We start from the raw sequence: 15944 nt of genomic DNA, 5'->3' as shown, positions 1-15944 counted from the left end.
GACCCGCACGGGCAAATAACCCTCGACGTCCGGACTGCGATAAGCAGTGTAGTGATCCTGATCGTGCTTCTCGTAACCGAGCACGTAAATCCGATCGAAGTCTGGTTCGCCGATCTTGCGCGGCTCATTCTTTGGATTGCTCCGTTCGAGAATCACCCAACTACCGGGACGCGATTCCTTCGCAACGTCCTTTGTCTTCGTCGTCGCCGACGTTTCGTCGCTTGGCTCTTCATCGAGACGGCGCCAGGCAACGAATTCCCTTCCCGTACGGTAATAGATGATGTCACTGGGAACCGTGAGCTCGACTTGCTTTCCAAAGATCCAACCAGCGGGCGCCGGCGAAATCTCCGGCGCCAGACGCACCTTGTACCAAAGTTCCGTCGTCTCCTGCTCTTCTTCGGCTCGTTCATCACCGCGGCCAGTCCTTCGAGTTGTGACGGCGGCGCTCCCAGCCTTAGGAGCCACATCGCTCTCAGTTTCAGCGTCCTTAACCCTTGGGATGCGCTTCCACCCGACAATCTCAAAACTCGATCCACTGTCGAGCCGCATCATGATGTTGTCATTCGTAGTCCGCTCTGGCGTCAGTCGCAAGTTGGAACTTGCGTGTAGCTGGCCGGTGGCTTGCGCCTGAATGTCCTTGTCCTCTTCGCCGAGCTTGCGCGATTTCTCGAGCACATCCTCGGGCATGATGTTGCGCGCTTCGACCCACCCTTCGGTCTTATCGACGTCCGTTGCGCGGACGCGATACCACAACTCGTTCCTTGAGTTGTCCGTCGGATCAGGAACCTCAGTTGAGTCAAGAATCTCAACCGAGTCCCCGCGACTTACCTCCAGCAGATCGGCCGCCACGACTGCTGTAGAGCTGCGAATCTGAGCGCGCCGCGAGACGACGACTCCAGTGTTGCCCCGACTGGCAAAAGTGCTGCATCCAGCAAGCAAAAGTGTGGCGCACAGCAGCGCAGCGAATCTGGCGAAGGAACTTGTAAACATCGATATCACTTAAAGAATCTACGATAACGCGCGCTATCTTTTCCGCGAGCGCGGCTCATTGTAACCCAACTGCTTCAGCAAATCGCGTTGACGCTTGGTGATGTCTTCGCTAACGGAAATGTGAGTTCGCACCATCTTTTCAACGCGCAAACCGAACGGCGCCAGCTCGCTCTTCAAATCTATCGACACAGGCGCGGTGATGAAACGCTCAACAAAATTCCGGGACGAGAGTTCGTTTCGCAGCGCCGTCGTAGCCACACCGTTGCCGTCGGCTTGTGCCTGTTTTACTGTGGACGTGCTCGGATGATCGCGAACGACCCGCCGATAGACATCATCGAGCGAACGCTTCCCTCCTGTTTGAGACCTCAAATTCAAATCATAAAGAAACGCCACGACCATCGCCTTTGAATAAACGGATGGAGCCCCGATCGTCCATCGCTGCCTTGATGCGTCAACCAATGATAGTGGCTGTGCACTAGCCGTCACCGCCGATCCGTCATAGGCCCGCGCAATCGCGTTTAGAAATTCCGGCCAGGTCACCAGCCCGAGTTGCACGGCTGCACGTGCAGCCTGATACATCGTGAATCCCTCGTAGAACCAGTCGTAGTCGCCGCTGAGCGCAACGCCGTTCGGAATCCACAGGTGAAACGTCTCGTGTGTCAGCGCATTGCCGAGCTGCGCTAGCGCACCAACGCGCGACGGCGTCTGCCCCATTAGCACCACGACATTGCAGCCGCGGGTTTCAGCAGCCCAATTATTCGCCGAGACTGCGCCCGCTGGGAATGTGGATAGCACCAGTGTCACCTGATTACACGGCAGATTTCCGATCTGGCTGTGCAGTCGGATGACTTTCTGAAGCGTTTCCATCGCCTCTTCATCCGGAAACGCCCAAGCGCCATCGATCAGAAGTTTGAAGAGGGTCCCGGACGCGTTGCGGACGGAACGGCGGAGGTTTTTCCCGACGACGATTATGGCGGCGTCAGAATCAGCGAACCGGTATGCGCGAAGTGCGGTCACCTCCTCGTTGGAGAACGCTCCCCAGCCTTGAGGTGTATTGATCGTTACCTGGACATCACGGGCCACACTGCCCGGCTGTACACTTCGCAGCGGCAGCAGATCGCTCACCCGCAAAATGCCCCGTTCTTTTGTTAGCCAGGACACAAACGCCGCATCAGCGGGGCGCGAGGGTGGCGACAGATCAACTTCATAGCTGACTCCCGAAGCAGTCGCTCCCAACTCAAAATGCCCCGGCGCCAACTCGCGAACACTGTTTTTTGAGCCCGGTGTGTCGAGGGCTTGAAACTTTCGGACTCTTCTTCCGAGGCCAATGACTCCGGCATACGCGTCCCGAAACGACCAGGTCTTATGGGGCGCGCCCGAAACCTCCACGCGAACAGCGTTTGACTCGGGAAGTAATTCGATCTTGACCTCTTCCTTTTGAGCGGCCACGCCCGTGGGGAATAACAGCAGCGCGCCGCAAACCGCGGCAGCTAACACCATCATCTTCTTCAACCAACCGGTAGCCATTGTCTTCAACGTTGATTGACCCACAACTATTACGGCAATAAACTATGCCTCAAAGGAAATCATCAAATCAGCAGTGTTCAGTAGAGGCCAAGGTTTCAAATTCCGGTTCCGTGTCACCGCCGCGGTTCTTCTAGCCGTGATCGCATGGGGAAGCACCGTCGAAGTGACCCACGGCCATGCTGCAACCGACACGAACCTGAACGCGGAGAGAGTCAGCAATTGCATCGAGACTTCCGCGACTGAAAAGACTCCCTGCTCATCCGTTCAGGAAAACGAGCCAGCCAGATCTTCATCACGACAGAACCTGTCGTCAGAATGCCTGATTTGCCAACTGCATCACAACCTGGCGACGACCCTTCTAAGTCAGCCGGCAAGCATTAACACGCTGCATCAACAGGCAGCGCACTCTGCAACCCCGGAATGCTTGCACCTGCGTGAATTCACGACCGTCCAACACGGTCGCGCGCCCCCCACGATTCTCTAGAGCCACAAACCGCCGTTCGCTTGCGCCGGGCAAATCGCCTTGCGCATTTCACAATGGCCAGCGAGTTGGGGTCCATACCCGGCCGAATACCGCTGGCGTTTACAGAGAGGCAGGCCATGCATGACAAGGGCTAAGAGAATCTTTTGCAATACCGCATTCTTCCTATCGATTGTCACTTGCGGAGCGCAAGCAACCGCCAACGCACAACAAACCGGCTCCACAACGCTGAGCGGCACCGTCACGCTCGGCGATACGGGCACGCCAGTCCATGGCGCGTCAGTCACCATTCTTCAATTAAGGCGAACCGTTTCGACCGACGACCACGGCAAGTATGAGTTTCAGAATGTGCCTCCCGGAAATTTCGATGTAGCAGCTCATCTCGATCGCGCGAACGACGTCGTGCAGAGAGTGGCCGTTCCCGGCTCCGGCAGCATCACGCAAGACTTCCGGATTCAATTGAGCGGCGTCCGCGAGACGGTCACAGTCACAGCCACAGGCACTGAAGAATCCGTTTCCCAATCAATTCAGTCTGTGACTGTGCTCAGTTCAGTCGAACTCGCACAGAAGAATCCAGTCAGTCTCGGCGAAGCCCTCGATCACGAGCTGGGTGTAGCTAAACGTTCCTTCGGTCCGGCGCCGTCACGGCCGGTCATTCGCGGCTTCGACGGTGATCGCGTTTTGGTGCTTGAGGACGGAATGCGCGTTGGTGCGCTCGGCTCTCAGTCCGGTGACCACTCAGAACCTGTCGATCTGCTTTCAGTCGATCGCGTCGAAGTGGTGAAAGGTCCGGCGACGTTACTCTACGGCAGCAACGCCATTGGGGGCGTCGTGAACGCGATCGACGGACACGAATCACCGCATAAAGGCGTTAACGGATATCTGACGACGCTCGGCAGCACGAACAGTTGGCAGGCCGGAGGCAGCGCGGGTATTGAAGCCGGCACCGACAAGTTATTGTTCTGGGCTAACGGCGGTGCGCAAAAGGCCAACAACTATCTGACGCCAATTGGGAGGATTACGAACTCGTATGCAAGAGGTGGCAACGTCAGCACCGGGATCGGTTTTTACCCGGGTCGTGGTTTCTTCAGCGCCAACTACCATTTTGACAAGCGCCGCTATGGCATTCCTTTCAATCCGGCAGATCCGGACGCGGAAGCGGTCTATCTAACTCCGCGACGTCACAGCATTCAATTCAACGGCGGCTTTCGCGAAATGAAGTCATTCATAGAAAACGCGAAGTTTTCCGTTCAGTACACCGACTACACCCACTCAGAGATTGATGCGGAAACCGACGCGGTCAACACCACATTTTCAAACAAGTCGACGATCTTCCGGGGCACGTTCGATCAGCAGAAGCGCGGGCGTTTGACTGGGAGCTTCGGCGTCTGGGGCATGCATCGAAACTATGAATCCGCCGGCGCAGAAGCCCTCGCGCCGCCCACGAAACAGGATTCGTTTGCTGTCTTCGCGCTCGAGACGATTAAGTTTGAGCATGCCGCACTGCAGATTGGCGGGCGCGTCGAGACCAACCGGTACCGGCCGTCATTAGATCCGGTTCGCGGTCAGTTGCCGGATCGCAGTTTCACCGGGTTCTCGGGCGCGATCGGTCTGCGCGTGAACACCTGGACGGGGGGAGCGTTCGTCGTGAACTATTCGCATTCGTATCGCGCGCCGTCCTTGGACGAGCTCTACAACGAAGGTCCGCATCCGGGTAATGCAACGTTTGAGATCGGCAATCTCGATCTGACGCGCGAACTCGGCAACGGACTTGATTTCGGTTTGCGTCATTCATCGAAACGCGTGCGCGCGGAACTGAACGGCTTCTTCTATCACATCGACAATTTTGTGTTCCTCGCGCCGACGGGAAACATCCAGGACGGTTTGATCGAGGCCGTGTACAGTCAGGGTGTTTCGCGATTCACCGGTTTCGAGGGCCGCCTGGACGCAGAGCTGCACAAAAATGTCTGGCTTAATCTGGGCGCTGATTACGTCAATGCAAAACTCACCGATACGGACACGCCCCTGCCGCGAATTCCACCGCTCCGCGGACGCGTCGGTGTTGAGTTTCGCTACAAAGGTCTAACGATCAAACCGGAAGCGCTGTTTGCCGACGCCCAGGAAAATCTGTTTCCGACTGAGACAAGAACGGCCGGCTACGGTCTGTTCAATATTGGCGGTTCGTATCTGATTGCGCGGCAGCACAGCGCCCACATCATTTCTTTCAACGCCTTCAACCTCGGCGATCGCTTATACCGAAATCACCTCTCGTTCATTAAAGAGTTCGCGCCCGAGATCGGACGCGGCGTAAGGGTTACTTACACTGTGAGATTTTTCTGAGGGCGTCTTAGCTGTTTCGATCATGGTAACGCGGCATGAGCCCGCGCGGGTTTCGAGTATTCTGACTACGCTTTGACGTTATGCGGACTGACTTGGGGTCTCTTATGACAGAAGCAGAGTTTAATCAATTCGAACACGAATCGACCGAGTATCTAAAAGCTCAACAAGGCATCCTGAGGGAACAATATTCCCTGGGCGGTTACGAGCGCTGGGACTATAACCAGGAGACTGGCGAATTTATCTTCTCGGATAAAGGCGTTGCGAAATTGATCGCTGACTTTCAAGTTGTGGGCACACTTTCGACCATCAGCAACACCTGGCTGTGGTCATGGGCTAATCCGAGCATTCTCGAATCGGTGAAAACCGATATTCTTGTTGTCAAACAATTCGGCGAAGAACACAACCTGGAGGAGCTTACGCAAGAGAAGTGGAATGCGGATGAACTGGATGGCTGGGCAATGACCAGCGTCTCGGCAAAGCTCCTAAATGCCAAGGGGGCCTACCGCTGTCCGGACGATAAGGGATTCACTTTCATTATCTTCACAAATTTGCGACGGATGTCCGCATAAGAACTCGCTGACCGGTTCCGACGAGTAGCAAATAGCTTTCCACCGTTGTTTAGTGCGAGAATCCGTTACGCTTCAAACCAAACTGCATGACTACCACCGGCGTTCTACTAACCAACATAGGCACACCCGACGAACCGACACCGGAGGCGTTGGGCCCGTATCTGCGTCAATTTCTAATGGACGAGTACGTGCTCGACATGCCTTACCTCAAACGCTGGCTGCTGGTGAATCGAGTCATTGTGCCGCGGCGTAAACACTACATCGCGGAGCACTATCAGAAGATTCAAATGGAAGAAGGCTCGCCGTTGCTGGTGTACACGCGGAGGTTCGCGACAGGCCTCGCAAGCGAATTGTCAGACGACTACGTGATCGAGATTGGCATGCGGTACGGCAATCCGTCGATCCAGGCAGCGTTAGCGAATCTGAAAAAGGCTGGCGTTGATCGCATCGTGGCAGTTCCGCTCTATCCGCAATACACACAGTCTAGTTTCCAAACAGCGGTGGCCGAAACAAAGAAGCAAGCGAAGAAGCTCGCGCTGACCGACAAGCTGAAGTTTGTCGATCCGTTCTACGTCGATCCAGGACTCATCGAAGCGTGGGCGTGGATTGTCAGAGAACATTTCGAGACACACTCAGCCGACCACCTTCTGTTCAGCTATCACGGCGTCCCTGTTCGTCATATCAAGCAAATCGACACCGCCGGTTATTGCCAAAACAATGATGCCTGCTGCGCGCAAATCGGTTCAGGGAATCAAAATTGTTATCGCGCGCAATGCCACGCGACTTCGCGCGCCATCGCGTCGGCCCTGGACTTGAAACCGGACGAGTTCACCACCTGCTTTCAATCGCAGTTCGGCAAAGACGAATGGATCGGCCCCTCGTTTGAAAAGCTCCTGGAGGAGTTGCCGAAGCGCGGCATCAAGAGAATTGCCGTCGCCTGCCCTTCGTTTGTGGCCGATTGTCTTGAGACCTTGGAAGAAATTGGAATTCGCGGCCGCGAGGAATTTAAAGAAGCGGGCGGTGAAGAGCTATCCCTGATTCCCTGCGTCAACGAACATCCACTCTGGGTCAGGGCCGCGGCCAATCTAATTCGGACGACTGTGGACCAGCCTCAGCTAGTGAGCGTGTCAGCGGCTAGCGCTCGCTAACGGTTCGCTTTGTCTGTGCTCTTCCGTTCTGCGACTTTCGATTTCGTTGTTCGTTCCGCGAGTGCTTGCCGGCACGTTCTGAGCTGCGCAGATTCACCTGACTGTTTGGGCGCGAGTTTTCCAGCGGCTTCTTATCGTCGCTGGTGCCGCGTTTAGCTCTCACATAATCAACTGCAGCCTTCGACACGTCGGGCCAACCGTTCGCGTCTGAGAAAGCGAAAACACCGCCGACCAGCACCAAACCGATAAGCGCAATGACCACAAACGGACGACGGCTGGGCTTGGGTAACAACCAATCCATTTCGGCCGGCTTCAAGATCGAGTAGCTATCAAAAGGATCGACGGTCGGTTGCCTCACAACGGTGACGTTAATGTGGGGACGACCGGCGCCATCGCTGGCGCCCTGCTCGCTCCAGTTTGGCAGCGCGCGCATGTTCTCACGCCCCAGTTGTTTCAGCGCCTCGCGAAATTCGTTTGCATCCTTGAATCGACGAGCGGGATTCAACTCCATCGCCTTCAGCAGGATGGCCGAGATCTCTGGACCAACCGCGGCGTGAAGCTCATGCGCCGGCTGCAACGGATCGGCTTCTGCCTTGGCAATCGACTTCGTCCGCACCATCGCGTCCGGCGGCTTCACTCCAGTCAGCAAGTGATAGAGCGTTGCGCCGAGCGCGTAGATGTCACTTTGGGGAGAAGTACCTTGATCCTGCATCTGCTCAGGCGGCGAGTAGCGGCGGGTGAAGCCAAAAATGCTGGAGGAAGAATTTACTGCCGACGTGTCGGAATCAGTTTTCGCCAAACCAAAATCGAGCAAGGCGATCTTTCCGTCGGCAGTCAGTTTCAAATTGTGCGGTTTGATGTCGCGATGAATTATCTGCCGCGCGCGCGTGTGTAGATAAATGAGCGCGTCGAGTAGCTGATCTGCCCACGCAATCACGGTGCTCCTTGGCAAGGGTCCGGGTTGCCTGGCGATGATCTCGGCGAGATCTTCCCCCTCAATAAACTGCATCACCAGGAACACGCGTTCGCCTTCACTGAAATAGTCCATGACGCGCGGCAGGGCCGCGTGATGAAGCTGCGCGAGCAAACGCGCTTCATGCTCAAACTGTTTTCGCAGGCGCGCGTCGGTGGAAAACGCTTCCTTGATCGCGACGGTCACATCCAGTCGCACATCGATCGCTTCATAGACTGCACCCATCCCGCCTTTGCCGAGCTGGCGCACGACGCGATAACGATTCTGCAGTTCAGTTCCCGGAACGAGCTTCGGCCGGTTTGTGCGAGTGCTATACGACTCAGATGTACTGGTCATGCGGAATGAACGTGCGAGGACTGCTGAAAATTAGCTAACGAGGATACCGGCGGGGCAGCCGGTGAATGACTTGCAGTGCGGAGTAAATAGCGGGGCGACTCCGTGTTTGACTATACGATAGCGGCTAAAGCGAAAACAAGAGAAAGAGTTGGAGAGCCGATAGAAAAGTGCCTCTCCGAACTGTGGAGTCAGCTCGAAGAGGCGCTAAGTTCAGCCGGCACAAGCCAGTTTATGGGATTCGGCTCTTGTTCTTTCCCTTACCTACGGTTTTAGGGACGTTACCGTCACAAGGTTCAGCACCGGGTTGTAGCTAACACCCAACAGTACCTCGGGCACAGAGCCTGTCCCGGCAGGCCCGGGCGCTGCAGCGCTGCTGGGGGTGGCTGCGCCGGCTTCATGGCTCGTCGCGCTCGAGCCGGACGCCCGGGCCAGGCCGCCGATGACCCTGAAAACCACTGTGAACGCCACGTTGTTCGGGTTGTTGAATCGAAGATTAACCGCACCTGACAATTCGTTCGCGGTTAGCGCGTTATCAGCCCCAAGCTTACTGCTGTAGTCCCACGCGGCGCCGGGACCAGCCAGTCCGTTGTTGGCGTTAGCGACCGTCACAGTGCTGCCGGCCGAAGTAATGCTGGCAACTTCAAGACGCACCGGCGCAAAGATCGTCTGTGACGATATGTTCCTGATCGTCATGTCGTACTGGCTGATGCCTCCGGATGATCGCGCATTCGAGGTGGCGAAGCTGACCATCGAAGTGACGGTTTGTTCGATCGTGTCCGCCACGGTAAACGGCACTGAGACGACGGGCGACGGAACGCGACCATTGATGCGCTGCCGCACATAGACCATGTGCAAACCTGTTGTCATCTCAGCGACTGACAGCGGCAACTGCCAACGCGCTTCTCCCAGATCGGTTGAGAACGATGCGAGTCGCGGCGAGCTAAAGGTCGGATCGTCGACCGAGACTTCAACGATGCCGTCTAATGTCGGAACGCCGGCGCCTACTGTGTATGTCACCGCCCCCGCAGCGTCGAGTTGCACGGGCAGCGACGTCGGACCAGGCGTGACGCCGCTCGTCTTTGGCGCAGGAAACGGCCCGTTGGGCAGATTTGTGCCGATAGGAATAAGTGGCCCACGCTCTGAAAGCGCATAACCCGTAAGCGAGTGGAACTGCGCGCCGGTTGGTGGACTGCCCACCTGGTTTTTCGGAACTCGAATCGTGATTACGCCTGGCACGGCTTGCGTCATTTGCCCCTGGACCTGCTGCGACTTAACCGGGTCCGGGTTGTAGGTAATAAATTTCTTCGACGTCGCCGAGCGGATCATGCCTAGCGTGCCGGTGTAGTAGCTTGTGCCCGTCGCACGCGCTTCGGCGCCAAGCCAATAAACCGTGTCGGCATAGTCCCACTGCGTCAAGTAAAGCATGCCATCGCCGTTTGCTACCGACGCGGCCGCACTGGATCTTGCAGCGGGTGTTAGGTCCGCAACCTGCATCGTCAGTACCAGCGCGTCTCCCTCTTCCCGCAGCACGACCGAGCGCAGGTCGGCCCCAGGCATATTCGCCCCCGTAGAGCGGAAGTGCGCGTCACCCGTTTCGTCCCGGTCGAAGTTCTTTGGTGGAACAGTGTGTGTGCCTTCGATGGTGAGACTGTTGGTCCGGATGGTTGAATCGGCAGCCGGCGTGGTGACCGAAACTGTGCCCGGTCCTCCTCCCAAAAATCCGACCGACGCCAGCAAGCTCGGCCCCGACGCCTGCTTGGCCGTCATCACGTAAGGGCCTTCGGATTGGTTAGTGTTGTCGTTATACACAACCACCGCCGCACCGGTCGAGTCCATGTCAATAGAGGGGTATTCGAGGAAACTTCGGTCGCGCCCCGTCGCGTCGCAGGTCGTTCCATCCGTGCAAATCTCTCCGCGGTGCACGATGTTTTGGCTCACCGGCACGGTCTGGAAAGTTGGCACAGCGTCAAACGCGTTCAGCGTTTGCGCCATGTGAATCATCCACTCGCTCGCCAGACTGTTCGGGTTTCCGGCGACCGCGCTTCGATACCAAACGATTGCCGCACGACCGGGATCGCCCGCCACGATCCAGGGCATTATGTTTGTGCCCGTGAAGGTGCTGACCTGCTTACGCGGCGACCAGGTTTGGCCGCGGTCGGTGGAAGTCGCCATGAATATCCTCTGGCTGGTGCCCGGCGTTGATTGCGCCTGGGACCAGGCAGCATACAGGTTGCCGGCGCGGTCAACGGTTATCACCGGGAAGACGTTGCTCGTGTCTTCGCTGCCCCCGTTATAGATGCGAAAGTCTTCGACGACTGGGTCGCTGCCGTCGTCGAGGTCCGTCATCCGGAACATGCGAATATCGTTTCCATTGAAATAGATCTGATAGATGAGTATGGCGTCGCGCTCCTGGCCTCCGACCGTCACGCGCCGCTTCGTCTTGTCGATCTTGAGCGGACCCGATTGCGAGACCAGGCCGAGTTCTCGACCTTGGTCCCAAGTCCGCCCGGCATCGCGGGTCCTGAACATGTAAAACGGCAGGGGCGAAAGACCCGTGAACCGGCGCCAAGTCATGTAGGCCCTTCCGTCGCCGTAGGCTGCGATCCATTGCCGGTCATCAATCGCGCCCATCGTCTCGCCGCTGATGCACGATACGTAGCTGGTCCGGTCCGTCGGGAATGTGTTGCCGCCATCTTCAGAAACCGCGACAGTGACACAACCGGCCCAGAGATCGATAAAGTAAACGCGGTTATGATCGTCAAAATCCACGTCTGAATCGCCACCCCCTGGTCCCAACGCGGCGTCGCGCAGGATCGGAGGCCCGAGCGGCAGGTAGCTACGGCCGCCATCGTCCGAACGCCAGAGCATGCTGATCGAAGTGCTCAAGCCAAAGGGCGTAGTCACGAAGATGCGGTCTTGCTTGTTGACCTTGATGATCGGCTCGCCGCTGGTGGCGGAGAAATCGGCCATCGTGTTGTTTCCAAATGTAATCGTGTTGACATTAGGCGTCGGGGACGGACTCGGCGTCTGGATTTGGCGCCCCAAAGTTGTTGGCGAATTAGCCTCAGATACCGTTCTCGAAGCCGAATTTGCACCGTAAGCGCCGGAGCTAATCACCATCAAGATGGCCGTCAACAACACCCACACCGCCGCCGCGAGTGAGAATCGCCGACGTGAGGTCTTGGAGCCTTTAATTGCCTGGTCACGCTTGAACATTTGGAAACTCCTTCTCTATCGGTCACGAGCCGACATTCTTGAGTCACTCCCCTTTTAGCTGCGCGAGAGCTCTCGCACGCCATGTCCGAAAAGAATCGAGCCAGACAAAATTCGTTTCTGTCTGGCTCGGAATTCTACTTAAGAAGTTTCGACGTAACAGTCTTAAGCAGCGGGTTGTATGTCAGGCTATGAAGCGCCGGCATGACACTGGCTGGACCCAGCCCGCTGGAAGTTGATTGTTCTGACCCTCCGCTACCGCCTCCACCGGATGAACCGCCACCGGACGCTGCGGCCGCGGCACTTGGATCGAGATACCCGGTGATTCTGAAGTTGACGGTGAATGCTTCATTGTTTGGATTGTTGAATTTCAACGTCCGCGCCCACGAAGTTTCATTAGGTGACAGAGTGTTGTCGCCGCCAACCTTCGTGCTGTAATCCCATCCCGCGCCCGCGCCGGTTTGGCCATTGTCAGCATTGGCGACCGTCACGCGTCCGCTGGAGGAACTAATGCTGGCGACCTCGAGCCGCAACGGCGCATAGATAGCCTGCGCTGACACGTTCTTAACGGTCAGGTCGTACTGGCTGACGCCGCCCGACGAACCTGGATTGGCCGTCGCCAGACTGACCAACGAAGTTACGTTGGGCGCCGGAGGTGGTGGCAAAACGCAGCTACTAAGGTCGCTGATTGAAACATTGTCGATGTACCAACCACTCAGCACGCCGGGCGTCGACGCGGCGTCCGAAGTCATGCGGAACCGGATATAAACCGGCAGGGCACTTGGATTAAGCGGTCCACCGTTGGCAAATGCCCGCAACGAAATTTTCGTGCGACTCAAACCGCGGGAGCCGGTGAAGGCGCGCCGTCCCTGTAACGGGGACAACATGACGGGATTAACCAGTAGCCCGTCGAGTTTGCCGTTGTAACCGTTCTGAATCATGTGATTACCAAGATCGAAGGTCGTCACATTGTCCGGGAACGGAGTGGCGTTGAAGCTTGGCACGCCGAGTGCAACTTCCATAACGCCGCCGTCAAAGCCTGACTCCGTATTAAAGCGATGGTCGAATTCCATGATCGAATCGGCCGTTACCGTAAACGGACCGATGATGGCGGAAAAGTCGCTTACCGCTCCGTGGTGAGTTCCGGCCGGGTCCGGAGCTCCGAGCTCGTCCCCGGGACTGAAGTCCGGCGCGTACATTCCCGCGGAAGAAGTCCCGCCGAAATCGAGATTCTGCACACGTTGGAAAGCCGGAAGACTCTGATTCGGGGCTGCTGAATCCTGAAGACCGGGAGTAAAGCGACTGTTGGCGGCTGAGGTATCGAACGTCTCTTTCGCAAACAGCGGCACACCGCCTGTGTTCGGCGACGTCGGCGCCCCGACGCGCACGATCCGGTTTCCGTTATTGTTTGTATCGATGCGTCCGTTGTGCAGGTCGCGCGCGTGGACGATGTAGTAATAAGGCTGGTTCCGAGTGAGTCCGCCATCCGCATATGTGGCGCCGCGAACTCCCGAAGCGATCTGGTTTGCCGAAGAAGGCGCGAAGCGCGGTTCCTGCGTCCCATCGCCTTCAGGCATCGAACTGACTCGATAAATGTCGTACACGATGTCGGCGCTTGGATTAGTAGAGTTGGCAGGTAGCCAGGACAGCGTCAGACGATCACATTGCTGGCTGTCGATGACGTGGGCCACTCCGGCAAAGATTGGATTTTGACTGACCTGCGCGCCGGGCAGAAGGATTTCCCACATCCCGCGGCCATGCGTCGCGATGCGAAGCTTCCGCTCAGAAGTAATCCCCATGTCAAAAATCGCGACGCGCGGCAGACCCGTACCGACCGGAGTCCAGGTCGTCCCGCCATCTTCCGAGCTGTACACGCCGATGTCAGTCCCGGCGATAAGGCGATTCGAATTCGTGGGGTCGATCACGAACGCATTAACCGGCACCTGCGGAATCGCTGTGTCGGCTGAACCGCTGGCCGGCGTCCAATTAGGCGCGCTCAAGCTTGTCGTCTTCCAAACGCTCGCCACCCCAAAAGCCGACAGCGTCACATAGGCTGTGTTTGGATTGTTGGGATCGATCGCCGCACGCGCTACGAAAACATTAGGCACCACGTTGTTCGGATCGAGATTCGTTAGCGTGGCCGAGCCGTTCGTCGTGCCCCAGATGCCTCCGTTCCGTAAACCGACCAGGCGGATGTTGTCGTTGGTTGGGCCGATTCCGATCGAGCTGATCGGAATACCGGCTTGCGGCGCCGCCCCGACTGCGGGAGGTGTGGTCACCCCCGGATTTACTTCAATCGGAGCCTGGCTGACGATCGTGTGGACCAAACCCTTATTGTCCGAACGATAGAGCCGGTCGGTTCCGTAATAAACGGTGTTCGGACTGCCCGGTCCAAGTTCCAAAGGCGCATAGAACAAGACTGAGTCAGTGCATGTGATGCCGTTGCCGGTGCCGCCGATCTGGCAACCGCGGAAACTCCAATTCTCAAAGGCGTTCGTGTCCTCGCTGAAAGCGTAACCGACGACTGAGCCTCCGAGCGCGTTCGAGTTGTAGTACGTGTGATACATCGTCGCGCCTGCTGCTGGCGAACTTTGATCGATCGCGGCATATCCGCCGTCGCCATAGTCTGTACGTGTCCACGTGCCGTCGAAGCGGAGCATCTCAGTTCCATTGTCCTGTGTGCCGCCAATGGTGAAGTTCGGATCCGACGGATGAATCGCGATGCTCATGAACTGCGTCGCGCTGAACGTTGAGTTGCTCAGGCTGGTCCAGTTCGCACCCGCATTGTCCGAGCGGTAAATGCCGCCGTCACTGCCGAAGTAGACGACTTGCGGATTTGACGGCGCGACTTCGATCACATGCGAGTCGGCGTGCAAGCCGTTTTCGCTGGCGGTAAACGAAGCACCGCCATTGGTCGAAATGCCGAAAGCCAGCGCCGGCGAGCCGCCGAGGTAAACCCGGTTCGCGTTAGTTGGGTCTATGCCGATGGCAATGTCATAGAAGCATTGCGGACTACAGAAGCTGTTATTGACAGTTTGGGTCCAGGTTTCGCCGCCATCACTCGATCGATAGATTGTGCCGGAGCCCACGGCGGATGCTGCATAGATGGTGACAGCACTACCGATTCTATTAATGGCGAGTTCAGTCCGCGTCGCCGACGACGTCGTTCCGGCTATGTCCAGGGTCTTGGCGAAAGAAGGAACGGGCGCGAGCGCGTTCGTGCTCAGGAACAGGCCGCCGTTGTCTGCCGGCTGCGGCGGATTAGTAGTGGCGATTGCTGCGTTACCGACCACTGAAGCAACGATGCGATTCGGGTTGCCGGGATCCATCACCAGATCCACGATTGCGCGATTTTCGCCGACTCCATGTGACGTGACCGCCAGCTTAGTAAAGCTCGGCGCGCCGGACATGGCATTGGTGGATCGGAACAAACCACGGTTCGGGACGGTACCGAGCTGGCTCGGCCCGATGCCTCCGATACCGGAAGTGGTGCTTACGAAAATTATGTTTGGATCGGTTGGGTGGACGAGAATATCGCCAATCGCGCGGCCACTGAAGACATCGTTGTTAGCGGCGTCACGATTGATAGGACCGCTAATCGTTGGATTAGCGCTGCTCGCGTTTTCGATGCGATAGACACCGACGCCAAAGAAACTGCTGGCTGAAAAAGTTTGCTCGCCGGTGCCGACAAACAGGATCTCAGGATTCGAAGGCGCTAAAGTTAGAGTGCCAATGGCCAGCGACAGCGCGCCATCCATCATTGGTATCCACGTCGTTCCGCCATTTGTGCTGCGGTACAAACCACCCTGCGCCGTACCGACGTAAACGATATCGGGATTCGTCGGATGAATCGCCACCGCGACAGTCCGTCCACTGACAGGCGTCGAAATTCCTACAGTCTGCCCGTTCGGAATCGGGAACGGGCCAATGGGCGTCCAGGTCCCTGATATCGCTGATGCTGATGAGGTCGCCGATTGCGTCTGCGTTCCGGCGCCACCCGTTCCCTGCTGCCCTGGCTCGCCAAATAAACGCCGCTGCTGAAAGTTCAGCTGGTCGATGGCTCGCATCCTGACGGAAGGATTGAAGGGAAGGCCGGTGCCGATACCGCGCAGCAAACTGACATGCTCTTCACGTCTGAGCTTATATTCTTCCTTGCTCATTACGTTCTTCCACAGTCGCGGCACATCAGGATCGTCATTGGACTGCTGAGCGCTACTGGTAAACGGTGACGCCCACAGGACAAGTGCTGCCAAGGCAAACACGGCGATTATCATCAAACCTTTTTTCATCGCAGTCTCACTCCGTAGTTAGTAAAGAAACCGTTTGAAAGACCTACACTTCGGGAAAAGCATCCGAGCCAGGCAAAG

At 57.1% G+C, this 15944-nt stretch carries 8 protein-coding genes (1 of these 8 cut by a window edge); 3 read left to right on the top strand and 5 right to left on the bottom strand.

Annotated features, from left to right (window positions below; genetic code table 11):
• Both VFX97_02895 and VFX97_02890 read right to left on the bottom strand, forming a co-directional pair.
• Positions 1-990, bottom strand: the 5' portion of a protein-coding gene (locus VFX97_02895) for a hypothetical protein (GenBank protein HEX5702149.1). Its footprint begins 153 nt before the window's first position; 990 of the gene's 1143 nt are visible here — the first part of the coding sequence; it begins with the start codon at positions 988-990; the stop codon falls past the left edge of the window.
• Between the two features lie 33 nt (positions 991-1023).
• Positions 1024-2517: a hypothetical protein gene (locus VFX97_02890; protein ID HEX5702148.1), complete on the bottom strand. Its 1494-nt coding sequence runs from the start codon at positions 2515-2517 to the stop codon at positions 1024-1026.
• 604 nt (positions 2518-3121) lie between these two features.
• Between VFX97_02890 and VFX97_02885 the strand changes: the two genes are divergently transcribed.
• The 3 genes from VFX97_02885 (at position 3122) to hemH (ending at position 7055) form a co-directional block, all read left to right on the top strand.
• Positions 3122-5338, top strand: coding sequence for a TonB-dependent receptor (locus tag VFX97_02885; protein ID HEX5702147.1), 2217 nt, complete (start codon positions 3122-3124; stop codon positions 5336-5338).
• A gap of 104 nt (positions 5339-5442) precedes the next feature.
• Positions 5443-5907, top strand: coding sequence for a hypothetical protein (locus VFX97_02880; protein ID HEX5702146.1), 465 nt, complete (start codon positions 5443-5445; stop codon positions 5905-5907).
• A gap of 86 nt (positions 5908-5993) precedes the next feature.
• Entirely contained in the window at positions 5994-7055 is a 1062-nt protein-coding gene (gene hemH / locus VFX97_02875) for a ferrochelatase (protein ID HEX5702145.1), read from the top strand.
• On the opposite strand, the gene VFX97_02870 is transcribed toward hemH, so the two are convergent.
• The 3 genes from VFX97_02870 to VFX97_02860 form a co-directional block, all read right to left on the bottom strand.
• Positions 7042-8364 (bottom strand): serine/threonine-protein kinase, encoded by a 1323-nt coding sequence (locus tag VFX97_02870; protein ID HEX5702144.1) that lies wholly within the window; start codon positions 8362-8364, stop codon positions 7042-7044. The two genes, hemH and VFX97_02870, sit on opposite strands and share 14 nt — an antisense overlap.
• A 261-nt stretch (positions 8365-8625) precedes the next feature.
• Positions 8626-11580 (bottom strand): sialidase family protein, encoded by a 2955-nt coding sequence (locus VFX97_02865; GenBank protein HEX5702143.1) that lies wholly within the window; start codon positions 11578-11580, stop codon positions 8626-8628.
• Between the two features lie 134 nt (positions 11581-11714).
• Positions 11715-15866, bottom strand: a complete 4152-nt coding sequence (locus VFX97_02860; GenBank protein ID HEX5702142.1) for a hypothetical protein — start codon at positions 15864-15866, stop codon at positions 11715-11717.
• Positions 15867-15944: the final 78 nt, after the last annotated feature.

It is taken from the genome of Pyrinomonadaceae bacterium (assembly GCA_036277115.1).
Lineage (GTDB): Bacteria > Acidobacteriota > Blastocatellia > Pyrinomonadales > Pyrinomonadaceae > UBA11740.
This window is presented reverse-complemented; position numbering and strand designations above follow the sequence as displayed.